The sequence below is a fragment of the Nocardioides sp. CCNWLW239 genome, from assembly GCF_037137035.1.
GTDB lineage: Bacteria > Actinomycetota > Actinomycetes > Propionibacteriales > Nocardioidaceae > Nocardioides.
Window position 1 is genome coordinate 602,552 of sequence record NZ_JBBBNW010000001.1, and the last position, 22,722, is coordinate 625,273.

At 69.3% G+C, this 22,722-nt stretch carries 23 protein-coding genes; 8 read left to right on the top strand and 15 right to left on the bottom strand.

Going from position 1 to position 22,722, the window contains the following annotated elements; genetic code table 11:
* The first annotated feature begins 111 nt into the window (after positions 1–111).
* Positions 112–828, top strand: coding sequence for a TetR/AcrR family transcriptional regulator (locus WBG06_RS02985; protein WP_336735020.1), 717 nt, complete (start codon positions 112–114; stop codon positions 826–828).
* Positions 829–853: 25 nt separating this feature from the next.
* Here WBG06_RS02985 and WBG06_RS02990 read toward each other — a convergent pair whose 3' ends face one another.
* The 4 genes from WBG06_RS02990 to WBG06_RS03005 all read right to left on the bottom strand — a co-directional run bounded on the left by WBG06_RS02990 (position 854) and on the right by WBG06_RS03005 (position 7,532).
* Positions 854–2,704 (bottom strand): bifunctional metallophosphatase/5'-nucleotidase, encoded by a 1,851-nt coding sequence (locus WBG06_RS02990; RefSeq protein ID WP_336735022.1) that lies wholly within the window; start codon positions 2,702–2,704, stop codon positions 854–856.
* 105 nt (positions 2,705–2,809) lie between these two features.
* Positions 2,810–4,132, bottom strand: coding sequence for a M20 family metallopeptidase (locus WBG06_RS02995; protein ID WP_336735024.1), 1,323 nt, complete (start codon positions 4,130–4,132; stop codon positions 2,810–2,812).
* A 25-nt stretch (positions 4,133–4,157) separates the two neighbouring features.
* Complete coding sequence (locus WBG06_RS03000; protein WP_336735026.1) at positions 4,158–6,002, bottom strand: serine hydrolase; 1,845 nt, start codon at positions 6,000–6,002, stop codon at positions 4,158–4,160.
* Positions 6,003–6,056: 54 nt separating this feature from the next.
* Positions 6,057–7,532: an amidase gene (locus WBG06_RS03005; RefSeq protein WP_336735028.1), complete on the bottom strand. Its 1,476-nt coding sequence runs from the start codon at positions 7,530–7,532 to the stop codon at positions 6,057–6,059.
* An 80-nt stretch (positions 7,533–7,612) separates the two neighbouring features.
* On the opposite strand from WBG06_RS03005, the gene WBG06_RS03010 reads away from it, so the two are divergent.
* Positions 7,613–8,062: a DUF4440 domain-containing protein gene (locus tag WBG06_RS03010; RefSeq protein WP_336735029.1), complete on the top strand. Its 450-nt coding sequence runs from the start codon at positions 7,613–7,615 to the stop codon at positions 8,060–8,062.
* Here the strand turns inward: WBG06_RS03010 and mgrA are convergent.
* The 5 genes from mgrA to WBG06_RS03035 are packed head-to-tail and all read right to left on the bottom strand — an operon-like array spanning position 8,041 to position 11,632.
* The gene (mgrA, locus tag WBG06_RS03015; protein ID WP_336735030.1) at positions 8,041–9,099 is read right to left on the bottom strand and encodes an L-glyceraldehyde 3-phosphate reductase; all 1,059 of its coding nucleotides are present in this window, start codon (positions 9,097–9,099) and stop codon (positions 8,041–8,043) included. The genes WBG06_RS03010 and mgrA overlap by 22 nt on opposite strands.
* Complete coding sequence (locus WBG06_RS03020; RefSeq protein ID WP_336735031.1) at positions 9,096–9,500, bottom strand: DoxX family protein; 405 nt, start codon at positions 9,498–9,500, stop codon at positions 9,096–9,098. Before WBG06_RS03020 ends, mgrA begins: the two co-directional genes overlap by 4 nt.
* Before the next feature lie 18 nt (positions 9,501–9,518).
* The gene (locus tag WBG06_RS03025; protein ID WP_336735032.1) at positions 9,519–10,736 is read right to left on the bottom strand and encodes a type II toxin-antitoxin system HipA family toxin; all 1,218 of its coding nucleotides are present in this window, start codon (positions 10,734–10,736) and stop codon (positions 9,519–9,521) included.
* Positions 10,720–11,178, bottom strand: coding sequence for a helix-turn-helix domain-containing protein (locus WBG06_RS03030; protein ID WP_336735033.1), 459 nt, complete (start codon positions 11,176–11,178; stop codon positions 10,720–10,722). The genes WBG06_RS03025 and WBG06_RS03030 overlap by 17 nt, the downstream gene beginning before the upstream one ends.
* Entirely contained in the window at positions 11,123–11,632 is a 510-nt protein-coding gene (locus tag WBG06_RS03035; protein ID WP_336735034.1) for a hypothetical protein, read from the bottom strand. The genes WBG06_RS03030 and WBG06_RS03035 overlap by 56 nt, the downstream gene beginning before the upstream one ends.
* Positions 11,633–11,774: 142 nt before the next feature.
* Here WBG06_RS03035 and WBG06_RS03040 point away from each other — a divergent pair, with 142 nt between their 5' ends.
* Positions 11,775–12,725 (top strand): ribonuclease Z, encoded by a 951-nt coding sequence (locus WBG06_RS03040; RefSeq protein ID WP_336735035.1) that lies wholly within the window; start codon positions 11,775–11,777, stop codon positions 12,723–12,725.
* A 55-nt stretch (positions 12,726–12,780) separates the two neighbouring features.
* On the opposite strand, the gene WBG06_RS03045 is transcribed toward WBG06_RS03040, so the two are convergent.
* The 4 genes from WBG06_RS03045 to WBG06_RS03060 all read right to left on the bottom strand — a co-directional run bounded on the left by WBG06_RS03045 (position 12,781) and on the right by WBG06_RS03060 (position 16,643).
* The gene (locus WBG06_RS03045) at positions 12,781–13,770 is read right to left on the bottom strand and encodes a hypothetical protein (RefSeq protein WP_336735036.1); all 990 of its coding nucleotides are present in this window, start codon (positions 13,768–13,770) and stop codon (positions 12,781–12,783) included.
* A 70-nt stretch (positions 13,771–13,840) separates the two neighbouring features.
* Positions 13,841–14,866 (bottom strand): 4-hydroxy-2-oxovalerate aldolase, encoded by a 1,026-nt coding sequence (dmpG, locus tag WBG06_RS03050; protein ID WP_336735037.1) that lies wholly within the window; start codon positions 14,864–14,866, stop codon positions 13,841–13,843.
* Positions 14,863–15,822: an acetaldehyde dehydrogenase (acetylating) gene (locus WBG06_RS03055; RefSeq protein ID WP_336735038.1), complete on the bottom strand. Its 960-nt coding sequence runs from the start codon at positions 15,820–15,822 to the stop codon at positions 14,863–14,865. Before WBG06_RS03055 ends, dmpG begins: the two co-directional genes overlap by 4 nt.
* Positions 15,823–15,827: 5 nt before the next feature.
* Positions 15,828–16,643: a 2-keto-4-pentenoate hydratase gene (locus WBG06_RS03060; protein WP_336735039.1), complete on the bottom strand. Its 816-nt coding sequence runs from the start codon at positions 16,641–16,643 to the stop codon at positions 15,828–15,830.
* Between the two features lie 68 nt (positions 16,644–16,711).
* Between WBG06_RS03060 and WBG06_RS03065 the strand changes: the two genes are divergently transcribed.
* From WBG06_RS03065 to WBG06_RS03085, 5 genes are all read left to right on the top strand, one after another.
* Positions 16,712–17,479 (top strand): IclR family transcriptional regulator, encoded by a 768-nt coding sequence (locus WBG06_RS03065; RefSeq protein WP_336735040.1) that lies wholly within the window; start codon positions 16,712–16,714, stop codon positions 17,477–17,479.
* A 56-nt stretch (positions 17,480–17,535) separates the two neighbouring features.
* Complete coding sequence (locus tag WBG06_RS03070) at positions 17,536–18,222, top strand: IclR family transcriptional regulator (RefSeq protein ID WP_336735041.1); 687 nt, start codon at positions 17,536–17,538, stop codon at positions 18,220–18,222.
* Between the two features lie 126 nt (positions 18,223–18,348).
* Positions 18,349–19,209, top strand: coding sequence for an alpha/beta fold hydrolase (locus tag WBG06_RS03075; protein WP_336735042.1), 861 nt, complete (start codon positions 18,349–18,351; stop codon positions 19,207–19,209).
* A gap of 10 nt (positions 19,210–19,219) precedes the next feature.
* A complete protein-coding gene (mhpA, locus tag WBG06_RS03080) occupies positions 19,220–20,920 on the top strand; it encodes a bifunctional 3-(3-hydroxy-phenyl)propionate/3-hydroxycinnamic acid hydroxylase MhpA (protein WP_336735043.1) in 1,701 nt (566 codons plus the stop codon).
* Positions 20,917–21,861 (top strand): 3-carboxyethylcatechol 2,3-dioxygenase, encoded by a 945-nt coding sequence (locus WBG06_RS03085; protein WP_336735044.1) that lies wholly within the window; start codon positions 20,917–20,919, stop codon positions 21,859–21,861. The genes mhpA and WBG06_RS03085 overlap by 4 nt, the downstream gene beginning before the upstream one ends.
* 3 nt (positions 21,862–21,864) lie before the next feature.
* On the opposite strand, the gene WBG06_RS03090 is transcribed toward WBG06_RS03085, so the two are convergent.
* Complete coding sequence (locus WBG06_RS03090) at positions 21,865–22,176, bottom strand: hypothetical protein (RefSeq protein WP_336735045.1); 312 nt, start codon at positions 22,174–22,176, stop codon at positions 21,865–21,867.
* The gene (locus tag WBG06_RS03095; RefSeq protein WP_336735046.1) at positions 22,173–22,706 is read right to left on the bottom strand and encodes a GNAT family N-acetyltransferase; all 534 of its coding nucleotides are present in this window, start codon (positions 22,704–22,706) and stop codon (positions 22,173–22,175) included. The genes WBG06_RS03090 and WBG06_RS03095 overlap by 4 nt, the downstream gene beginning before the upstream one ends.
* Positions 22,707–22,722 lie beyond the last annotated feature (16 nt).

Below are 22,722 nucleotides of genomic sequence, written 5' to 3' on the forward strand. Positions count from 1 at the left end.
TCTTGCACGATGTGCATACCGCGCGTCCAGATGCACATCATGATTGTCTTGATCCTCATATCATGCTCTAATCGGTTCCGGGGTCGACGTCGACAGGAAGGCAGGGCCTCGATGAGCATCAGACGAACCCACCCCGGACGACCGCGCCTCGTCCCCTCGCGCACCGCAGCCCCACCGCGCGAGCAGGTGCTCCACGCGGCGGCGCAGCTGTTCGTGACCAAGGGCTTCGCCGCCACCTCCACCCGCGAGATCGCCGAGCAGGTCGGGATCCGCCAGGCGTCGCTCTACTACCACTTCACCGGCAAGGACGAGATCCTCGCCGAGCTCTTGGAGCGATCCGTCCGGCCGACCGTCGATCGGGTCGCCAGGATCGAGCAGCTGACGGCCTCGGAGAGCCCCGAGACCGCTCTCTACGCGCTGGCTCTCGTCGACGTGCAGACGCTCGCGGAGGCGCCGGACAACATCGGCATGCTGGCGACGCATCCCGACGTGACCAGCAGCGAGGCGTTCGACGCCTTCCGGAGCACTCGCGCCGAGCTCGCCGACGCCTATGGTCGGCTCGCCACCCGCGCCGCCGAGCCCGGCGTCGCTCCGGTGGCCGACCCACGCCACCTCGGTGAGATGCTGATGCACCTGGTCGAGGTCACCACCAGCCTCCGCGGGAGCGGGGTCCCGATCGATGACACGACCGCCGCCGTCATCGCGGCGACCTGCCTTCGTGCATCCGGGATCCCCGAGAGCCGCATCACGACGACAGCGCTGGCCGCAGCGACCGTCGTGGACGAGCTGTGCGCACGAGACAGCGGCCCGACCGGCTCGGAGAGCTGATCGGGCCGCTGCGTACGAAAGGACGTCAGTGGGTGCCGGTGATGCGGTCGAGCGGACCCGGGGTGTAGGGCGAGTTGGCCTCCAGGTAGTCCGCGAAGGCGTCGATGTCGAGACCGCCGTAGTAGGGGTCGGTGCCCTTGGTGAAGGCCGCGAAGGCGTCGCCGCCGCCCTGCAGGAAGTTGTTGGTCACGACCCGGTAGGACGCGGCCTTGTCGATCGGCTCACCGTTGAGCTTGACCGAGCCGTCGACGGGACCCGAGGGGCTGATCTGGTAGGAGAAGCCCTTCGAGACCTGCAGGATCTTGTGGGAGCCGGCGTTGGCGCCGGTGACCTGCTGGGTGAGCAGGTCGTAGATGTCCTGGCCGGTCATGGTCAGCGAGACCAGGTAGTTGTTGAACGGCTGCACGTTGAACGCCTCGTCGTAGGTGACGTCACCGACGGCCTCGCCGTAGGGCGAGCTGGCCGCGGTCAGGTCGGTGCGGATGCCGCCCGGGTTCATGAACGCGATCACCGGCACCTTCCCGTCGACCACCGTCGACTGGTCGGCGAGCTGGGCGTCGGCGATCAGGTCACCGAGCGCGGACTCGCCGGCAGGGCTCTGGTCACGCTTGACGTCGGTCGAGATCGACCCGAGCACGCGGGAGGCGATCGGCTTGACCAGCTCCTTGTAGGTGTTGATCAGCGTGGTCTGCTCCGGAGCCTTGGCGACGTCACGGGTGACGAGCAGGTTCGAGCCCTTGACCGAGGAGCGGACGATGTCGCGCGACTTGAGGTTGTACTTCAGGTTCGTCTCCGTGTAGAGCCGGCCGAAGGACGACGCCGAGGTGATCAAGCGGGACTTGCCCTCGGGGTCGGGGACGTCGCAGACGTACGGGTTGTGGGTGTGACCGGTGACCACCATGTCGATCTCGGGGTCGAGGTTCTGCGCGATCGGCACGATCGGCGAGCCGGCGACCAGCTCGCCGCCGCCCTCGCAGGTGTAGTCGTAGCGGGCGTTGACGTCGTAGACCGTGCCGGTGGCCGGGTCGGTCCACTTCTCCTTCGGCAGGTTGGCGCCCTCGTGGATGAGGGTCACGATGGCCTTGACGCCCTTCTTCTTCAGCACGGGCACGAGCGCGTTCGCGGTCTCGACCTCGTCCTTGAAGGTGAGGCCCTTGACGCCCTCGGCGGTGACGATGTCGGGGGTGGCCTCGAGGGTCATGCCGATGAAGCCGATCTTGGCGCCGTCGACCTCCTTGATCGCGTAGGACGGCAGGATGGTCTTGCCGGTCGCGTCCTCGACCACGTTGGAGGCGAGGATGTCGAAGTCGGCGCCCTGGTAGTCGTGGGCGGCGCAGGAGTTCTGGTTGTCCTTGCCGTCACCGTCGTCGATGCAACCACCGTCGGCGATGCGCTGCAGCTCCTGGTAGCCCTCGTCGAACTCGTGGTTGCCGACCGCGGTGACATCCAGTCCGAGCTTGTTGAGCGCCTCGATGGACGGCTCGTCGTGGAAGGCGGCCGAGAGCAGCGGCGAGGCGCCGATCAGGTCGCCCGCGGCGACGGTCAGGGAGCGGTCGTGACCCTTGCGCGCCTCGGCGAGGTGGGAGGCGAGATATTCGACGCCGCCCACGTTGACGGTGTCGTCGACCGGCTTGCCGGTGGCCGGGTCGATGTGGTGGCCGGTGACCAGACGGCCGCTCGAACCCGACGGCGCCTCGAGATTGCCGTGGAAGTCGTTGAACGAGAGCAGCTGGACATCGACCAGGTGCTTCCCAGCCTTTGCCGAGCTGGACTGCGCCGTCGCAGAGTTCGCGAGCGGAGTGGCGACTGCGGCGGCCGCGAGGGCGACGGCGGCAACGGCCACCACGGGGCGAAGCTTTCGGGTGTTACGAGGCATTGCGGGGCTCCCCATCTCAGTGATCGAACGAAGGGAACGATGCCCCTTCGGGTTCCGATTGTGAAGAGGTAATCGCGTTACCGCTGCCGAATCGTCATCAACCGTTCATGACCCGAAAAATTCGGTAACGTCGACCGCTCCCCCGGCCTCCTCGAACTCCGCGCGGACCGTCTCCCGCAGGCTCGCGTCGGAGAGGTAGTCGGCGGCCACCGCGGCGAGGCCGTAGGCGGCGTCGACGAGCACCTCGTCGGCGTACGGCGTGACCGCGGCAGCGGCGAACTCGCGGCTGTGCAGGGACACGTCGGGCTCGGCGATCTTGACCATCGCGTGCAGACCGGGGACGCGGAAGGAGACGTTGCCGAAGTCGGTGGAGCCCGCGAGCAGGTCCGGGACCACGCCGGGCGCGAGGACCGTGTGGTTGCGCTCCTGGTAGCGACGGTTCCACGCCTGCGCGAGGCCGGAGTTGTTGCGGATCGGCAGGTAGACCGGCGACTCGTCCCAGCTGAACTCGACCCCGCAGCCGGTCATCAGCGCTGCTCCCATGGCCATCTCCTCCAGCCGCTGGGAGAGGATCTTGAGGGTCTCGGGATAGGCGGAACGTACGTAGAACTCGACCGTCGCGTGCTCCGGGATCACGTTGGGCCGCAGACCGCCGTCGGTGATGATCGCGTGCACGCGGTCGGTCGGCGGCATCTGCTGCCGGTTGAGCGCGACACCGGTGTAGAGCAGGTTGGCGGCGTCCAGGGCGTTGCGCCCCATGAACGGCTGGATCGAGGCGTGCGCCGGCACCCCGACGTACGTCACCTTCAGCTGCCGGCGGCCGAGGAAGACCGGCTCGGAGCAGTCGTAGGTGAACGGGTGGACCATGATCGCCGCGTCGACACCGTCGAAGGCGCCCTTCTGGGCCATCAGCTCCTTGCCGCCGCCACCCTCCTCGGCCGGGGTGCCGAGCCAGATCACGCGTCCGCCGATGCGGTCGATCACGCTCGCGATGGCCAGGAACGCGCCGACGCCGACCGTGGCGATCAGGTTGTGGCCGCAGCCGTGGCCGATGCCGGGAAGCGCGTCGTACTCGGAGAGAACCGCGATCGTCGGGCCGTCCTTGGAGCCACCCGCCGAGGCGTAGAGGGCGGTCGGAAGTCCATACGCACCGCGGGCCACCTCGATGCCGTGGGCCTCGACGAACTCCGCGAGCCCTGCCGAGCTCCGGTGCTCCTCGAAACCGGTCTCCGGGTGCTCGGCGAGGTCGTGGGAGACCGCGACCAGCTCCGGACCGAGGTCCGTGAGCCGGTCGCGGATCGCGTCCAGGATCCCCCGCGGCGCACCCGCCGAGCTCGACTCGGCAGCCTTGGTGACGAGCGCCTTGGCCTCCGCCTCGTCGCGGAGCTGGTTCACCAGGAACGGGTTCGGCTGCTGCGGCTGCGTCATGCCGCCAGAGGTTATCGGGGTGCGGTCACCTGGTGCTCAGAGCCCAGCCGTCGGCGACGATGCGAGCCTCGTCGGCAGGACGCGTGGAGTCGAACACCGTACGCCGCCCCTGGCTGACCACGATGCCGTCGACGTAGATCCCGCGTCCCTGGGAGGACGAGTCGGTCTCGTAGGTCCACCTGACCGTGGTCGTCCCGGCGGGAAGGTCGGCGCTTCCCTGGAGCCAGCGGCGACCACCGTAGCCGTTGACCGCCTCGCTGGTCTCCCAGGACCAGCCATCACCGTCGAGCCGCCACGGCAAGGGGCTGAACGTGGTGCCGTCGGTGGAGTACTGCAGCCGGCCGAAGTCGAACCGCGGCTCGGTGTCGAAGTAGTAGTCGAAGGCGAGCTTCGCCTCCTCGGTGGCAGCGAGCGGCACGTCGAGCTTCGCCTTCTTCGCATTGGTGCGCCCCGAGAACCACGACGCCCGTCCCCGCGCCGGCTTGACCGCCGAGGCCATCCCGAGCGCGTCGGAGACGGCACGGCGGGACGGGTTGTTGCTGCCCCAGTCGCGGCTGGGGTGGACCCGGTTGGTCATGAGCACGACGAGCTGATGGCCGATCGGGTCCATCACGATGCTGGTGCCGGTGTAGCCGGTGTGACCGAAGGAGACCGGCGACCAGATCGGGCCGTGGTACCAGGTCGTGGCGAGCTCCCAGCCGAGCCCGCGCGAGGTGGTGAAGCTGGCGCCGGTGTAGTCGCGCAAGGAGAGCCTGACCGTGTCCTCCCTCAGGATTCTGGTGCCGTTGTAGACACCACCGTTGAGGAACATCTGGCCGAACTTCGCCATGTCGGCCGCGGTCGAGAAGATCCCCGCATGGCCGGCGACGCCGCCGAGCGCCCAGGCGTTCTCGTCGTGCACCTCGCCGCGGATCATCGGGCGGCCGGCCCACGGTTCGTACTCGGTGGCGGCGACGCGGTCGAGGCGGTCGGCGGGCGGGTTGTACATGGTGTCCCGCATGCCCAGCGGCTCGGTGACGTGGTCGCGCACGTAGATGTCGAGCTTCTTCCCGGAGAGCCGCTCGACGAGCAGCCCGAGGGTGATCAGGTTGATGTCGGAGTAGCGGTAGATCTGCTCGGGAGCGTGGGTCGGCTTGGTGGCCATGATCGCCGCGACCCGCTTCTCGTAGGTGTCGTAGCCGGCCCACAGCGACGGTGACGGGCCGGCGAGCAGCCCGGAGACGTGGGTGAGCAGGTGGCGTACGAGGATCGTGCTCTTACCGTTCGGCGCGAACTCGGGCAGGTAGGTCACCACCGGGGCCTCGAGGTCGACCCGGCCCTGCTCCATCAGCTGGAGGATGGCGGTCGTGGTGAAGAGCTTCGACATCGAGGCGACGTCCCACATCGTGTCCAGACCGGCGTCGACCTGCTGGTCGGCCGGCAGCTCGACGACGGTGGTGCCGTCCATGCCGTATCGGAGCGCCTTGCCCACGCTCTCGTGGGCGACGATGACGCCGTCCTTGACCGCGATCGCGGTGGCCCCTGCGTACAACGGGTGGGCGGGGTTCTCCGGGGTCGGCTCGAGGAAGCGGGTCAGCTCGGTGCGGATCTTCGCGATCTGCGTCGGGTCCAGGCCGACCTGGCGGGGGTGGCCGGGGCGCAGGACGGTGCGCGGGGTGAAGGTGAGCTCGTCCGGCGTGATCGTCGGCGGCCGGCCGGCCAACGAGGCGAGCGCCTTCGCGCCGGCCTTCGTCGGCGCCTCGGGTGACGAGGCGACGGCGGTGCCGCCGACCAGCGCCATCGTGATTCCGCCGAGCGCGCCGCCGAGGAAGCTGCGTCGGGAGGACATGAGCCGGGAGGACATGAGCAGGTCTGACCGTGGGGGCGTCATACCTCGATGATGCCGCGCCGACGGCGTCTGCGCTCCTGAAAAAGAAACTTCCTCTCAGAGGGTCGGCCAGCGGTCCGCCCACGGCTTCGCCTGCTCCAGCTGTGCGGCGACCTGAAGCAGCAACCCGTCGTCGCCGAGCTGCCCGGAGAGCTGGATGCCCAGCGGCAGCCCGGCAGCGGTCCGATAGGTCGGCACCGAGATCGCCGGACGACCGGTGAGGTTGGCGAGCTGGGTGTAGGGCACCCAGCCGAGGTTCTCGTCGACGAGCTGGTCGATCATCCCGGTCGCCCGCATCACCCGGCCGCCGTGCACCTTGTGCAGCACCCGCGCGGCCGTCTGGAGCACCTTGGGCGTGGTCAGCTGCCCGACCTTCAGCGGCGGCTTGGCCAGCGTCGGCGTCAGCAGCAGGTCGTACGTCTCGTGGAACTCGCTCAGCCGGCGTACGTGGTTGCGGCGGTTGATGTGCGCGAGCTCGACGGCGACCACTCCCCCGGCCCGGCCGAGCTCGGCCACGGCCAGGGTGTCGGCCTCGAAGTCCCTGTCGGTGGCTCCCACCCGGAGCTTGGCCTCGGCGACCTCAGCGGCCGCGGAGGCGAACCAGATGGTGAGGAAGTCGCGGCCGAGCTCGGCGGCGTCGTAGGGCGCCTCGACCTCCTCGACCTGATGACCGAGCGACTCCAGGGTCTTGGCGGCGTCTTCGACGGCGGCCACCGCCTCCGGGTCGGGCGTGGTGATGGAGGACGTCGAGGTGAACCCGATCCGGAGCGTGCGCGGCGTGGTCGCAATGGACTCGGAGAACGCCGCACCGGGACGAGGCGTGTGGATCATCGCCATCGGCCGGTCGCCGATGAGCGCGTCGTAGAGCCCGGCCGCGTCGCGCACCGTCCGGGTCACCACGCCCTGGACGACGAAGCCGTTGGAGGCGTCCAGGCTCTGCGGCCCCAAGGGCAGCAGCCCGCGGGTGGTCTTCAGCCCGACCAGACCGTTGCAGGCCGCCGGGATCCGGATCGACCCGCCGCCGTCGTTGGCGCCGGCGGCCGGGACGATCCCGGCCGCCACCGCGGCCCCGGACCCGCCCGAGGAGCCGCCGGGAGTGTGGTCGGTGTTCCACGGGTTGCGGGCCGCGCCGAACAGCTCCGGCTCGGTGATCCCCTTCGACCCGAACTCCGGGGTGTTGGTCTTCCCGAAGATGACCAGGCCGGCGTCCAGGGCGCTCCGGGTGAAGTAGGAGTGCTCCTCGGCGACGTCGTCGACGAGCGACCGTGAGCCGTAGGTCGTCGGGTGCCCTTGATACTCCTGGGCGAGGTCCTTCACCAGGAACGGCACCCCCGCAAACGGCCCGCTGGGACCGTCACCCGCGACCTGGGCGTCGGCCTCCGGGATGTCGGCGACGATCGCGTTGATCCGCGGGTTCACCGCCTCGGCCCGCTCTCGCGCAGCAGTCAGCACCTCGGCCGCGGTCACCTCCTGGTCAGCGATCAGCTGCGCCAGCCCGGTGGCGTCGTACGTCAGATACTCATCGACCCGCATGTGCGCAGGCTAGCGGCCGGGCCGACCTCCCCGCCCCCAAATGGCGTGCCATATCCGGGGTGCGTGGCTATGTTCCGGCCATGACCATCACCAGCGGCGAGGCCGCAGCGACGTCGGACGAGGCCGCGGTCGAGGCCCTGGTGCACGCCTTCTTCTCCGCGTTCACCACCGGACCGGACACGGCAGCCCGCCTGGACGACCTGCGCCGGATCATGATTCCCGGCGCGACCGTGGTGCGCACCTGCGGGCTTCCGGTCGAGGTCTACGACGTCGAGTCCTTCATCGCCCCGCGTCTCGCGCTCCTCACCAGCGGCGAGATCGAGGAGTTCGAGGAGTGGCCGGAACCCGGCCGGATCGACGTGTTCGGCGACATCGCCCACTGGTGGGGCGCCTACGGCAAGCGCTGGCTGGCCGGAGGCGAGGTCCACACCGGCAGGGGGATGAAGACGATGTCGTTCGTACGCACCGACGACGGCTGGCGGATCAGCTCAGCAGCCTGGGACGAGCGTCAGTTGAAGATCTCGCGGTAGTCACCCTCGACCCGGGCGCGCTTCCACACGTCGATGCCGGTGGCTTCGGCGTACTCGTCGATCTTGGCCAGCTCCTCGTCGGTGAACGCCGGGCCGGAGAGCGCGCCGACGCAGTCGGTCACCTGCTCGGGCCGGGAAGCGCCGATGACGACCGACGTCATCCGCGGGTCGCGCAGCGCCCAGGCGAGCGCCATCTGGGCGAGCGTCTGGCCACGGTCGGCGGCGAGGGCGTTGAGCGACTCGATCCCGGCCAGCGTCTCGGGCGTGAGCGCCTCCGGGGTCAGGAACCGCGCCTTCGCGGCGCGGGAGTCCTCGGGCACGGTGCCGCCGAGATACTTGTTCGTCAGCATCCCCTGCGCCAGCGGCGAGAACGAGATCGCGCCGGCACCGACTTCGTCGAGCGTGTCCAGCAGCCCGTCGGTCTCGAGCCAGCGGTTGAGCATCGAGTAGGACGGCTGGTGGATCAGCAGCGGCGTGCCGAGGTCACGCAGGATCGCCGCCGCCTCGCGGGTCAGTGCCGAGGAGTAGGAGCTGAGCCCGACGTAGAGCGCCTTCCCGGAGCGCACGATCTGGTCGAGCGCGCCCATCGTCTCCTCCAGCGGAGTGCTGGGGTCGGGGCGGTGGTGGTAGTAGATGTCGACGTAGTCGAGACCCATCCGCTTCAACGACTGGTCGAGGCTGGAGATCAGGTATTTCCGCGAGCCGCCGATCTTTCCGTACGGCCCCGGCCACATGTCCCAGCCCGCCTTGGTCGAGATCACCAGCTCGTCACGCAGCCCGGCGAAGTCGCCACGCAGGTGGCGGCCGAAGTTCTCCTCCGCCGACCCGGCGGGCGGGCCGTAGTTGTTGGCGAGGTCGAAGTGGGTGATGCCCGCGTCGAAGGCCGTACGCAGGATCGCGCGCTGCCGCTCGAACGCCAGGTCGTCACCGAAGTTGTGCCACAGCCCGAGGCTGACCGCCGGCAGGTCCAGGCCGCTCTGGCCGGTCCGCCGGTACTGCATCGTGTCGTAACGAGACTCCGAAGGAACGTACGTCATGCGTCGGTCCCCTTTCCGGCGCGCAGCGCCACCTTGATCATCGGCCACTGCAACGGCAGCCGGGCAAGCGTACCGGCGAAGAAAGCGGCCGACTTCGGGGTCCTCTTCCGGTGGGCCCGCTTCCCCGCGTCCACGCTCATCTGCACGTTGCCCGGGAGCACCCCCACCAGCAGAGCGGCACTCGCGAGCCCCGCGATCCGGCGCGTCTTCGGGTGCAGCAGCCCCAGCCCGCAGACGATCTCCGCCACCCCGGAGACCTCGACGATCTTGCGCGGCTCCGGCAGCTGCGGCGGGACGATCGGCTCGAAGACCTGCGGCCTCACCAGATGCAGCGTCCCGGATCCGAGGAACAGCGCGGCCAGGCCGACGAGCGGAAGGTCGAGAGTAGAGTCAGTTCGCACGGGACGACTCTGTCACGCTCACCCAACGGGGTCGTCGTTGCGGAGATTTCGCACGAAGGTCGAGATGTCGTTCTGGAGGCTCGGATGTGCGCCCCCCAGCGGATCCTCTTTCCTCACCACCTCCGCGATGTCCGCAAGGCAGTCGGCCACGATCGAGTCGGCACGACGCAGGCCCCACTTCGTGATCTCGGTGACCAGATCAGCCGTGGTGAGACCGGCGTGGCGGTAGGTCCCGTTGACCGCGAGAGCCATCTTCCCGTCGATGCCGGGGATATGGGTCTGAGGAACGACGTCATAGGCAGGTGCGAGGCGGGGGTCGTCGTCGAGCGGATGGAGGATGCCAAGGTTCTTCGCGTGCATGTCGAGGTTGCCGACGGCGACCGCGAGCACGACCATCCGCGCAAGGGTCACCAAGTCAGCCGTCTGTGTGGCCCGCTGGAGTGTGTCGGCGATACGGCGCAGGCTCACCAGACCGCCGAACTCCTGATACTTCTGATCTCCGGACGCCCCCAGCGCCTGGCTGAAATCCTCCTGGTGAATCCGTCCGGTCGCCGAGCGGTCGAAGCGCTCGATGACCAGTGTCGGCAGACCATCGAAGTCCTCGATCCAGGTGTTGTGACCGGCCAGCCCGAGCGCTCGCGAGATCCTGGCGCCGTACTCCTCGTCGAAGATCACGCTCGGACGCCGTTCCAACCGCGGTTTGAGAATGTGGCTCGTCGGATGGCCACCCAGGGCCCGTGCCCACCCGCCGTCGTGACGAACGAGGACGACCTTCGGCTGAACGCCCGCGAGAGACGACTTCCCGAGCAACGACTCGTTGGCCAGCGGCGCACCGACCGGGTCCTCCAGCAGTTGCCGGACTCCGGCATCGTCGACAGGTCGTAGCGACGGCGTCTTCGGCTCCGTCGGGTCGTCGAGATCCCAGATCTGGAGGGCTCCTGCGACATCACGACCGTAGCGAGCGAGGAACCCCAAGGTGTCCCCGCGCCGTAGTCCCGCCTGACGCAGCATGTAGTCGTACTGATCCCCCTCGGGCAGCAGCTCGGCGAACCAGTTGCGGCGCCGCGAGGCCTGATGCTTGCGCGATACGGCGACCAGCGGAACAGCGACCGAGAGCACCGTGCTGTTCGCACCGAAGCGCTCGACTCCGTCATCGCTCGGGACGAAGTCGTACGTCGTAGGCTGGCCGATCAGCTCGCCGACGATCGTGCCGTAGAGCTCAACCGCGAGCCGCATCCCGCTCGTCCTCCCAGGTGGCAGTGAGCTCGACCCCGGTTGCACGCATCATGTCGAGGAGGCGGCGCATGTAGATCGTCGACTTGCCTGATTCGACGTCGCTGACCGTGCTCTGTGGCACCCCGACCGCAGCCGCCAGATCCGTCTGCGTCATGCCGCCGGCCAACCTTGCCTGCTGAATCGCCAGCCCGAAGTCGGCGGGCGCCCGCATTCGCGCTCTACTCATCTCACTTGCTCCCATTATCGTTATTTTCCGATAGAAACAGGATATCGCGAAAACACGATAGCGCCTGCGTATCGCGATTTCGCGATACGCAAGAACGTGTTCCGATGAGGCTCCCGAAGCAGAAGCGCACGACGAACCCCGAGAGTCCGCGTAGCCAGGATCAGCCAACCCGCCGAAAGTGCGAGCCCACTGGTCGCACATCGATCTGGTTCTCATCCAGCCCGTTACTCACCAGGAAGCCGCCGTTGTCGAAGGTGAATCCGACCGCGACCATTCCGTTGGCCACATCGTCGTCGACCCACTCTTCAAGCGTGCATCGACGCAGAACCCGGCCACGGAACCGATCGAGTTCGGGGGCACGGTCATCGCACCAGGACAACGGCATCGGTCCGTCATCGTCATAGCGCCAAAGGATCGGGCGCAGGAGGTCGATCCGGTTCCACGCAATGTCGAGCTCGTCGAACTTGTTATGACAGATCTCCAGATGGCGACCTTCGAAGTCGAGGACGACCGGCGCGTCGGCGAACCATGAGTCGTCACTCGAGTCCCACACCAGCCAGCATGCACGGAGACGCCGGCCGACGAGCCCACTCAGGTCCGCTCCATGGAGGTGCCAGAGAGAGCGCGCCCCGCTCTTCCACTCCGGATCGAATCCCTCGATGCCGAACATGCCTGTAACCGTATCGATCTGCGAGTGGAAACTGCTCAGGGCACGCTGTGAAACCAGTCGCCATGACACGGGCAGCGCCCTACTGTTCGTCCAACGGCCGTCGCCAACGATGGCCGGCCACGACTCGTCAAAGGATCCTTCCGTGCCCCGCACCTCTGCCCGCGAGCTCGTCGTGCTCGGCACTGCGAGCCAGGTGCCGACCAAGCGCCGAAACCACAACGGCTACGTGCTCCACTGGGACGACGAGACGATCCTGTTCGACCCCGGCGAAGGTACTCAGCGTCAGATGACACGGGCCGGCGTCGCCGCGTCCGACCTGACCCGGATCGCGATCACCCATCTCCACGGTGACCACAGCCTCGGCTTGGCCGGCATGGTGCAACGGATCAGCCTCGACGGCTCGCCACGCGAGGTGCCCATCTCGTTCCCGGCGTCCGGCGAGAAGTGGGTGCGGAACCTGTGTGACTCCACTGCTTTCCATCACCGCGAACAGCTGGTGCTGCAGGGCCTCGTCGCGGACGGCCCGGTCGATCGGCTCCCCGCCGAGTCGAGCACGTGGCTCACCGCGCGGCGTCTCGACCACACGATCGAGGCCTTCGGCTACCGGCTCGACGAGCCCGACGGCCGTTCCTTCGACACCGCGAAGCTCGCCGAAGCGGGTCTCAGCGGACCTGCCGTCGGTCGACTGCAACGGGACGGCGTGATCGAGTCGGGCGGCCGCGTCGTTCACCTCGCAGACGTGACCGTTCCACGCCGAGGGCAGTCGATGGCGTTTGTGATGGACACCCGGTTGTGCGACGCCGCCGCTGACCTCGCGGACGGCGTCGACCTACTGGTCATCGAGTCCACCTTTCTCGATCCCGATCGGCACCTGGCGGCCGAATACGGCCATCTCACTGCTCTACAGGCGGCCGAGATCGCGGCTGCTGCCGGCGTACGTCACCTCGTCCTCACCCACTTCTCGCAGCGCTACCCGGACTCCGAGAACGGCGAGTTCGAACGGGCCTTCGAGGCCGAGGCGCGCGTGGCGTACGACGGACCGCTGACGATCGCCCGAGACCTCGACCGAGTGGCCGTGCCGCCGAGGCGATAGCCCAACCCGGGGAGCGCCAGGCGCACCTGGTACGCCTCGCGCTCCCCGGGTTCGGTCAAGCCTCCTTCATGCGGCACGCCTCGCCGCAGGCCTTCATCGTGCCGTTCCAACCGTTGCGTCTCAGGATCCTGGCGATCCTGGTGGCGGTGTGACAGGGAGTGTCGAAGACCTGATGGAAGCGGAGCCGGGCAGTGAGCACGCCGGCCGACGCGAGATCGTCGAGCGCGCGGTCGGCGTCGCGGGACTGGTCGCGCCAGGACTCGTGACCGACAGCGCCGTCGAGCTCGACGACGAGGCGGTACGCCACGTATTCGACGTCCCGGAACTGGTTCCCGGCCGGGCCGGATCGTGGTGCCTGGCGTGCCCCGACGGGCAGGCCGTGCGCTCTCTCGACTCTGGTCAGGTAGCCGTGCTCGAGCACGGAATGGGTGCCGGCCTCGAGGTCGTCGATCAGGCCGGCGAGGAGCGCGCGGCGGCGTACGGATGGATAGCGGTCGAGGGCGGCGCGGAGGGAGTCAGCGGTGACGTAGCTCCTCCCGGCCGCCTCCGCGAGCCGGGCGATCGCGTCGATGTCCGTGACAGCCTCGTGCGCCATCGCCAGTGCGTTGTCCTCGGCCGTGAGACGGGGCGGCGAGCCCCCATAGGCGCGCTGTTCCAGGCCCTTCATCCGATGGATGACGATGCCGTCCTGCGGCCGGATCCGGCGGCTGTGATCGACGGCGACGTGGATCGGTGCACCGTCGTCGCGCCTGCGTGGTTCCTCGACGCTGGTCCAGCACAGGTAGGCGGGCTCGGCGTAGAGGACGGCGGCCCAGGCACGCTGGCGCCAGGTCATCGGGCCGGCGTGGTCGACGTAGACCCGCGGGTGCACACGGCGGAGCTCCTTGCGTCGCAACCGCCGCTCGATGTCGGCCTTCGTCATCCCGCCGGCAGTCAGCTGCGCGTGGCTCGCGACACCGTCCTGCATGAGCAGGTGAGCGCGCAGCAGTCGAGCAGCGTCCTCGCGCCGCTCCCGCTCCCTCTGCTCTTCCGGGGTCTCGACCACAGACCGACGGTAACCCTGGGAGCGCCAGGCGCACCACGTACGCCTGGCGCTCCCAGGGTCTGGGACAAACTCAGCTCGCGGCTTCCTCGCGCTCGGCGAGCTTGGTCAGGCAGATGTCGACGATCATGTCTTCTTGGCCACCGACCAGGCCGCGGCGGCCGCACTCCATGAGGATGTCGCGGGTGTCGACGCCGTAGCGGGCGGAGGCGTTCTCGGCGTGGCGGAGGAAGGACGAGTAGACGCCGGCGTAGCCCATCGTCAGCGTCTCCCGGTCGACACGCACGGGGCGGTCCTGGAGGGGGCGGACGATGTCGTCGGCGGCGTCCTGGAGCTTGAACAGGTCGCAGTTGTGCTTGAAGTCCGACAGGTTGGCGACGGCGATGAACGCCTCGATCGGGCAGTTGCCGGCGCCGGCACCGTGGCCGGCCAGGGAGGCGTCGACGCGGTAGACGCCGTTCTCGACCGCGACGACCGAGTTGGCCACGGACAGCGAGAGGTTCTCGTGGGCGTGGATGCCGATCTCGGTCTCGTCGTTCAGTACGTCGCGGTAGGCCCGGGCGCGGTCGCGGACGTCGTTCATCGTCAGCCGGCCGCCGGAGTCGGTGATGTAGACGCAGTGGGCGCCGTAGGACTCCATCAGCTTCGCCTGCTCGGCGAGCTGCTCGGGCGGCGCCATGTGCGAGAGCATCAGGAAGCCGGAGACGTCCATCCCCATCTCGCGGGCGGCGGCGATGTGCTGGGCCGAGACGTCGGCCTCGGTGCAGTGGGTCGCGACGCGCACCGAACGTACGCCGAGGTCATAGGCGCGACGCAGGTCCTCGATCGTGCCGACGCCGGGGAGCAGCAGGGTGGTCAGCCGGGCGTTCTTGATGACCGAGGCGGCCGCCTCGATCCACTCCCAGTCGGAGTTGGAACCGGGACCGTAGTTGACCGAGCCGCCGGTCAGGCCGTCGCCGTGGGCGACCTCGATGGCGTCGACGCCGGCCTCGTCGGCGGCGATCACGATCCGCTTGACGTCCTCGGGCGTGATCCGGTGGCGTACGGCGTGCATGCCGTCGCGCAGCGAGACTTCCTGGACGTAGATGGGCGTGCTCACTTGGCGGCCTCCTTGGAAGCGGCGATCCTGTCAGCCATCTGCAAGGCGGCCGAGGTCATGATGTCGAGGTTCCCCGCGTAGGCAGGGAGGTAGTGTGCGGCGCCCTCGACCTCGAGGAACACCGACACCTGATGCGTGGGCCGGGTCGTCTCGCCGTCCGCCAGGAGCGTCTCCACGGGCTGGTCGTCAGGGATCGGATGGACCTGGACCTTCTGCTTGAGCCGGTAGCCCGGGACGTACGCAGCGACGTCACCGACCATCTTCTCGACCGACTCGGTGATCTCCGCGGTCAGCTCCTCCAGGGAGCGGGAACCGCCCTCGACCAGCGCATAGACCGTGTCTCGCATGATCAACGGCGGCTCGGCGGGGTTGAGGATGATGATCGCCTTGCCGCGCTTGGCGCCACCGACCTGCACGATCGCGCCCGAGGTGGTCTCGGTGAACTCGTCGATGTTGGCTCGGGTGCCGGGACCGGCGGAGCGCGAGGAGATCGAGGCGACGATCTCGCCGTAGGCCACCGGGACGACCCGCGCGACCGCGGCCACGATCGGGATCGTCGCCTGCCCACCGCAGGTCACCATGTTCACGTTGGGCGCGTCGATGTGCTCGTCGATGTTGACGGCCGGGATGACGTACGGACCGATGGCCGCCGGGGTCAGGTCGATCAGGCGCTTGCCGTAGGGCTCCAGAGCGGCCGCGTTGGCGACGTGCGCCTTGGCGGAGGTCGCGTCGAAGACGATCTCGATGTCGTCGAACTCCGGCAGCCCGATCAGCCCCTCGACGCCGTCGGACGTCGTCGCGAAGCCGAACTTCGCCGCCCGCGCCAGGCCGTCGGAGTCGGGGTCGATGCCGACCATCGCGCCCATCTCCAGGTGCTGCGACGTACGCATCACCTTGATCATCAGGTCGGTGCCGATGTTGCCGGACCCGATGATCGCCACTTTCGTCTTACTCATGGACGTCACTTCCCTACGGTGAAGGTCACCGAGCCGAGGCCCGACACGGTGGAACGAACGGTGTTGCCGGCGGCGATCGGCCGCATCGGGCCGAGCGCGCCGGAGAGGATGAGCTGGCCGGCGCGCAGCGGCTCACCGAAGTCGCGCGCGTAGCGGGCCAGCCACTGGACGGCGTTGACCGGGTCGCCCAGGCAGGCTGCGCCGGTGCCGGTCGAGACCTCCTCGTCGTCGATCGACATCGACATGGTGACCTCGCGAGGCTCGAACTCGTCGAGCCTGCGGCGCTCGGTCCCGAGGACGTACGCCCCTGCCGAGGCGTTGTCGGCGACGGTGTCGCCGAAGGCGATCTTCCAGTCGGCGATCCGGCTGCCGCAGATCTCGATGGCCGCGACGGCGTAGTCGATGGCCTCGCGCACCTGGTCGTAGGAGAGGTCGCCGTCGGCCAGGTCGGAGGCGAGCACGAAGGCGATCTCGGCCTCGGCCCGCGGCTGCAGGATCGCGTCGGCGGGGAGAACATCCCCGTCCGCGTACGCCATGTCGTCGAAGAGCACACCGAAGTCGGGGGTGTCCACACCGATCTGCTCCTGGACCGCCTTCGAGGTCAGCCCGATCTTGCGGCCCACGATCGTGGCGCCACCGGCGACGCGGGCGGCGGTGAGCCGCTCCTGGATCGCGTACGCGGTCGCCAGATCGGTCGCACCCAGCAGGTCCCGCATCGGCGGCACCGGGGTGCCCGTGGCGGCGGCGGTCAGCAGCCGGTCGGCGGCCGCCGCGACGGCAGCGTCGCCCGAAGTCTCGGGCGGGGAGATCACGTGGTTCATGTCCCCACGGTCTCAGCATCCCACCTGATCAGGAGCGCCCGCGTCCCGCTGACCGGTACGGTGATCCCATGCCTCAGCCGTCTGCCGATCTCGACACCGTGCTCGGCAAGGCGGTGACCATCCTGCGGGCCTTCACGGTCGACGACCAGGTGCTCCCGCTGGCCGAGCTCGTCCGCCGCACCGACCTCCCGAAGGCCACCGTCCACCGGGTGGCCGGGGACCTGGTGACCAACCGGCTGCTGGACCGTACGCCGCTGGGCTACCGCCTCTCCGGCGGACTCTTCGAGCTGGGCATGCGTGCCTCGGTGGAGCGCTCCCTCCTGGAGCTGGCGATGCCGTTCCTCCAGGACCTCTACGAGCGCACCCACGAGACGGTTCACCTGGGCGTACGCGAAGGGCACGACGTCGTCTACGTCGCCAAGATCGGCGGCCACCGTCAGGCCAAGTCACCCTCCCGGCCGGGCGGTCGGATGCCCGTCCACTGCACCGCGATCGGCAAGGTCCTGCTCGCGTTCTCCGATCCGGAGGTGCAGCAGGAGGTCCTGAGCAGCCCCTTGGAACGGCGTACGCCGCACACGATCGTCGCTCCCGGCCTGCTGGAGCGTCAGCTCGCCACGGCCCTCGAGAACGGCGTCGCCTTCGAGCGCGAGGAGTCGGCACCCGGTCTCCAGTGCGTCGCTGCCCCCATCCTCACCGACGGCGACAGAGCACTGGCCGCGATCAGCATCACCGGTCCGGTGGGCCGCTTCCGCCCCGAGGCTCACGTGACCCAGGTCCGGGCGGCCGCCCAAGGTCTCTCCAGCCTGGTGTCGCGCCGCCGCTCGCTGTCACGCTGAAGCCCAGCGCAGGCGGCTCCACCGCACCCACCACCGCCACGTCTACGCTGACCCCCATGGATGAGACCGCCCGCCCAGCCGCCGGATCCCAGACACTGGCCCGCGGCCTACGCACGCTCGAGATGGTCGCCACCGCGCGCGACGGGCTGAGCATCCAGGAGGTCGCCACCAGGCTCGACGTGCACCGATCGATCGCGTCCCGGATGCTGGCGACCCTGGCCGAGTTCCGGCTGGTCACCCGCAGTCCCGACGGCCGCTACCGCACCGGCACCGGGCTCACCGCTCTCGCTGACGGCATCCACACCACCCTGCGCGCCGCCGCCGAACCAGCCATGCGGCAGCTCGCCGAAGAGCTCGGCGCGACCGTCTCGCTCCTGGTCGCCGAGGGCAGCGAGGCCGTGGCCCTCGCCGTCATGGAACCGCCCGGCGCTGCGTACGTCCTCTCCTTCCGGACCGGTAGCCGACACCCGATCGGCCGCGGCTCGGCCGGGATCGCGCTGCTGGCAGCGCAGCCGCCGCTGCCCGGTGAGCGCGCGAGCGTCACCGCGGCGCGAGAGCTCGGCTACGCGGAGACGTTCGGCGAGGTCGAGCAGGGCGCCTACGGGGTCGCCGTGCCGCTCCCGCCCGCCGAGGGCGTGCCGCCGACCTGCCTCAACCTGATCACCCACCGCAGCGAGGTCGCGGCCGGCTCGGCCCCCAAGCTGGTGGCCGCCGCGGCACAGATCGCCGCAGCACTGCAGTGAACTAGCAACCAACGGCGCCGGTCACCGCACGACCTTGACAACGTGCGGTGACCGGCGTCATATTGCTTGGGCTAGGTTGTGCAATTATCGACCTAGAACGTGTAAATAACGCACTAGGAGCTAACGATGGCCATCACCAAGGAGTCCGCTGCCCGCGACCTGACGCTGCCCTCGGGCACGTACGTCCGCTACTACGAGGCCGGCCCTTCCGACGGAACGACGGCCGTGATGCTCCATGGCTCCGGCCCCGGCGCCACGGGATGGTCGAACTTCTCCGGGAACATCGAGCCCATCGCCGCCGCCGGCTTCCGGGTCATCGCTCCCGACATGCCCGGCTGGGGCGACTCGGACGCCGTCGCCACCAAGGACATGGACCACGACGTGGACCTGGTCGCGATCCTCGATGCGCTCGGGATCGAGAAGGCCGCTCTGGTCGGCAACTCGATGGGCGCGCACACCGCGATCCGCTTCACGACACTCCACCCCGAGCGGGTCACCCACCTGGTCACGATGGGCGCCTCGCTGGGCAAGGGCCTCCCCCGTAGTCTCTTCGGCCCCGGCGACGGCCCCTCGGAGGGCCTGAAGGTGCTGATCAAGGCCTACCAGGATGCCTCGCCGGAGAACATGCGGGCACTGGTCGAGATCATGACCTACGACAAGGCTCGTTTCGCGACCCCCGAGCTGACCAGGGCGCGCTCCGAGGCCGCACTGGCACGCCCCGACCATCTGGCGAACTACGTCGAGGGCCTGGCGCACGGAGCCCCGATCCCGATCACGGTCGATCGCAGCCTGATCCCGAGCATCGAGGCGCCGACCATGCTCATCCACGGCCGCGACGACCGGGTGCTGCACTACGAGACCAGCCTCTGGCTGACCGCCAACATCCCCAACTCGCGGCTCGTGCTGATCAACCGCTGCGGCCACTGGGCGATGATCGAGCACGCCGACGAGTTCAACCGCCTCGTCATCGACTTCCTGAGCAACTGAGGCGACGACGATGACGACACTCGACACCGAGGTCCTGATCATCGGCGCCGGCCCGGTCGGACTGACGCTGGCCAACCTCCTCGGCCTGCGCGGCACCTCGGCGATCGTGCTCGAGGCCCGTTCGGAGCTGATCGACTACCCCCGCGGGGTCGGTCTCGACGACGAGTCGATCCGTTCCCTCGCCACCGCCGGTCTGTGGGAGCAGATCGAGCCCTACACCGTTCCCCACCACGTCGTCCGGTTCGTCAACGGCAAGGGCCAGGTGCTCGCCACGAACGATCCCCAGACCCAGGAGTTCGGCTACGTCCGCAAGCACGGCTTCATCCAGCCGCTGGTCGACCGGGAGCTCGCCGCCGGCCTGGACCGGTTCGCCGGGACGCAGCTGCGCTTCGGCCACGAGGTCGTCGACCTGGTCGAGGAGACCGACCACGTCCGCGTCACCGCGGTGACCGGGTCCGGCGAGCGGGTCGAGCTCACCGCCGCGTACGTCGTGGGCGCCGAGGGCGGCCGGAGCTTCACCCGCTCCTGGCTGGGCACGAAGCACGGCGTCGAGTTCGAGGGGAAGTCCCCCTCGACGCGTTGGCTGGTGGTGGACGTCGAGGACGACCCGATCGGTACGCCGTCGGTCTACCTGGGTGCGGACCCGCGACGCCCCTACGTCTCCATCGGCCTTCCGCTCGGCATCCGCCGTTGGGAGTTCATGCTCTTCGACGACGAGCCGACCGAGCTGGTCGACACGGCGGCCTTCCGGCGAACGCTGCTCGGCCGGCACGTGCCCGACCCGGACGCCCTCGAGATCGTCAACCAGCGGGTCTTCACCCACCACGGCCGGATCGCGACCTCGTTCCGCAAGGGCCGGGTCATGCTGGCCGGAGACGCCGCGCACCTGATGCCGGTGTGGCTGGGCCAGGGCTGGAACTCCGGTATCCGTGACGCCACCAACCTCGCCTGGAAGCTGACCGCGATCCTCCGCGGCCAGGCGAGCGACGCGCTGCTCGACACCTACACCGACGAGCGTCACCAGCACGCCTCGGACATGATCGATGTCAACATGGCCGCCGGCGCGATCATGAAGTGCGGACCGGTCAAGGGCTGGCTGCGTGACCGCGCGGCGAGCCTGCTCAACGTACGCCCTGCCATGAAGGCCTACTTCTCCGAGCTTCGGTTCAAGCCGATGCCGAGGTACGCGGCAGGTGTGGTCGTCGACCAGGCGAGCCTCGAGCCGGGCCGCTCCGACGTCTCGTTCAAGGGCTCCGCGCTGGCGCCGTTCGTCGACTCGGCCGGCGAGACCTCGCCGGTCGGGTTGCAGTTCATCCAGCCCCGGGTCGCTACCGCCTCCGCGAAGGACCTGCTGCTGGACGAGGTCACCGGCGACTGGTGGACCATTGCCGCCTGGGGGAACGATCCTGCCCGCTTGCTCTCCGCGGACGAGCTGGCCACCGCCGAGCAGCTCGGCATGCGGCTGGTGGCGTTCTTCCCCGAGACCCAGCGACCCTGGGCCGAGAAGCGCTACGCCGGCTCGCGGACGATCGTCGTCGGCGACACGACCGGCGCGCTGAAGGACTGGTTCGACGTTCGCGCGTGCGGCTTCGTCGTGCTCCGCCCGGACCGTTTCGTCGCCGCAGCATCCCTCGCCCAGCAGGCCTCGGTCGCGTTCGTCGCGACTCTTCGGGCCGCCTCGTACGTCACCACCGAAGGAGCCGACGCATGAGCATCGCCCTCGTCACCATGTCCCACTCCCCGCTGCTGGAGCACAACGACCCCGCGCCCGAGGTGAAGGCCGAGGTCGAGGCGGCCTTCACCGCAGCCCGCGGCTTCGTGGAGGAGTACGACCCGACGTTGGTCGTCTCCTTCGCCCCCGACCACTACAACGGCTTCTTCCACGACCTGATGCCCCCGTTCTGCATCGGCTTCGCGGCCGTCGGGGTCGGTGACTACGGCACCACCGAGGGCCCCCTCGACGTACCCGCGGAGACCGCCGAGCTGCTGGCCGAGTGGGTGGCCGAGCGCGACCTCGACATCGCCATCTCCCGCAGGATGGAGATCGACCACGGTGCCGTCCAGCCCCTCGAGATCCTCTTCGGCGGCATCGACACGGTGCCGACGATCCCGGTCTTCGTCAACGGTGTCGCCAAGCCGTTCACCCGGATGGCGCGGGTGCGCAGGCTCGGCGAGGTGATCGGATCCTTCCTCGGCACCCTGACCGACGAGCGGGTCCTGGTGGTCGGCTCCGGCGGGCTCTCTCACGACCCGCCGGTGCCGCAGTGGGCCACCGCCACCGAGGAGCAGCGCGCGATGCTCCTCGACGGCCGCCACCCCACCGCCGCCGCCCGTGACGCCCGCCAGGAGCGGGTCATCCAGACCGGCCGCGACTTCGCCGCCGGCATCGCCCCGATCCAGGACCTGGCACCGGAGTGGGACCAGGCCCTGATGAAGGTGCTCGCCTCCGGCGACCTGACGCCGATCGACGCGATGACTCCGGCCGAGATGGCCGCGGAGGCTGGCAACTCCGCCCACGAGGTCCGGACCTGGGTGGCCGCGTTCGCCGCCCTCGGCACCGCCGGCCCCTACCGGGTCGGCTACGAGTACTACCGCCCGATCAAGGAGTACATCGCCGGGTTCGGCGTGATGACGGCACGCACCGACGGCTGAGGGTCAGTCCGTGCGTGCCGGCGGCAGGTCGGCCAACCGAGCGTCGGGGTGCGCCCGGACGGCGTCGAGGAGCTCCAGCCAGCCGCGTCCGACCTCGTCGAGCCTGTCCTCGGAGACGAGCCGGAAGGCGGCCGCGCGCAGCACCTCGACGCCCGCCTCGGGCGTACGTCCCGTGGTGCGCAGCGCGGTCAGCACCTCCTCGACCGGCTCGTCGGGCGCCTCGGAGCCACCGGCGAGCGCCCACTCCAGCTCGCCCTCGGTGGCGACTCCGTCCTCGTTCGCGCGGCCGTTGTTCGCGCGCTGACGCTCGCTCACAGGGTGATCCAGTAGCGCCGCTTGGGCCCGGTCCCGTACGCCGCACCGTCGAAGACGTCCTGCAGCTCGCCGCCCTGCGACTCGATGGTGCGAGCCGAGGCCGCGTTGTCGTCGTCGCAGGTGATCAGAACGCGCTGGAGCCCGAGCCGACGGGCCTCCTCGAGCACCAAGCCCAGGGCCCGCCGGGCGTGCCCCTGGCGACGCGCCGAGGGCCGGACCGAGTAGCCGATGTGCCCGCCGACGTTCTCCAGGAACTCGTTGAGGTCGTGCCGCAGCTGGATGAACCCGACGACCTCCCCGTCGTCGGTGATCCAGAAGCTGGAGTCGTGCACCCGACCCGGAGCGGGCGGCTGGGAGAGGTCGCGGCTCCGCGTCGTCTTCTCGACCAGTCGCTCGCACGCCTCCCGACTCGCGTCGGCGGCCTCCTCGTCGGGGATCGAGGCGCCATCGAGGTGCGCCCCGTCGAACTCGCGGACGGTGGCCGCCCAGGAGTCGTAGAGGTCGAGGGAGGGCAGAGCAAGTGCAGTCATGTGGCAAGCAGACCAG

Excerpts from the sequence above, each read along its gene's own strand:
- WBG06_RS02985 (WP_336735020.1), top strand. The coding sequence starts at position 112 with ATGAGCATCAGACGAACCCACCCCGGACGACCGCGCCTCGTCCCCTCG.
- WBG06_RS02990 (WP_336735022.1), bottom strand. The coding sequence starts at position 2,704 with ATGCCTCGTAACACCCGAAAGCTTCGCCCCGTGGTGGCCGTTGCCGCC.
- WBG06_RS02995 (WP_336735024.1), bottom strand. The coding sequence starts at position 4,132 with ATGACGCAGCCGCAGCAGCCGAACCCGTTCCTGGTGAACCAGCTCCGC.
- WBG06_RS03000 (WP_336735026.1), bottom strand. The coding sequence starts at position 6,002 with ATGACGCCCCCACGGTCAGACCTGCTCATGTCCTCCCGGCTCATGTCC.
- WBG06_RS03005 (WP_336735028.1), bottom strand. The coding sequence starts at position 7,532 with ATGCGGGTCGATGAGTATCTGACGTACGACGCCACCGGGCTGGCGCAG.
- WBG06_RS03010 (WP_336735029.1), top strand. The coding sequence starts at position 7,613 with ATGACCATCACCAGCGGCGAGGCCGCAGCGACGTCGGACGAGGCCGCG.
- mgrA (WP_336735030.1), bottom strand. The coding sequence starts at position 9,099 with ATGACGTACGTTCCTTCGGAGTCTCGTTACGACACGATGCAGTACCGG.
- WBG06_RS03025 (WP_336735032.1), bottom strand. The coding sequence starts at position 10,736 with ATGCGGCTCGCGGTTGAGCTCTACGGCACGATCGTCGGCGAGCTGATC.
- WBG06_RS03030 (WP_336735033.1), bottom strand. The coding sequence starts at position 11,178 with ATGAGAACCAGATCGATGTGCGACCAGTGGGCTCGCACTTTCGGCGGG.
- WBG06_RS03035 (WP_336735034.1), bottom strand. The coding sequence starts at position 11,632 with ATGTTCGGCATCGAGGGATTCGATCCGGAGTGGAAGAGCGGGGCGCGC.
- WBG06_RS03055 (WP_336735038.1), bottom strand. The coding sequence starts at position 15,822 with ATGAGTAAGACGAAAGTGGCGATCATCGGGTCCGGCAACATCGGCACC.
- WBG06_RS03060 (WP_336735039.1), bottom strand. The coding sequence starts at position 16,643 with ATGAACCACGTGATCTCCCCGCCCGAGACTTCGGGCGACGCTGCCGTC.
- WBG06_RS03065 (WP_336735040.1), top strand. The coding sequence starts at position 16,712 with ATGCCTCAGCCGTCTGCCGATCTCGACACCGTGCTCGGCAAGGCGGTG.
- WBG06_RS03070 (WP_336735041.1), top strand. The coding sequence starts at position 17,536 with ATGGATGAGACCGCCCGCCCAGCCGCCGGATCCCAGACACTGGCCCGC.
- WBG06_RS03075 (WP_336735042.1), top strand. The coding sequence starts at position 18,349 with ATGGCCATCACCAAGGAGTCCGCTGCCCGCGACCTGACGCTGCCCTCG.
- mhpA (WP_336735043.1), top strand. The coding sequence starts at position 19,220 with ATGACGACACTCGACACCGAGGTCCTGATCATCGGCGCCGGCCCGGTC.
- WBG06_RS03085 (WP_336735044.1), top strand. The coding sequence starts at position 20,917 with ATGAGCATCGCCCTCGTCACCATGTCCCACTCCCCGCTGCTGGAGCAC.
- WBG06_RS03095 (WP_336735046.1), bottom strand. The coding sequence starts at position 22,706 with ATGACTGCACTTGCTCTGCCCTCCCTCGACCTCTACGACTCCTGGGCG.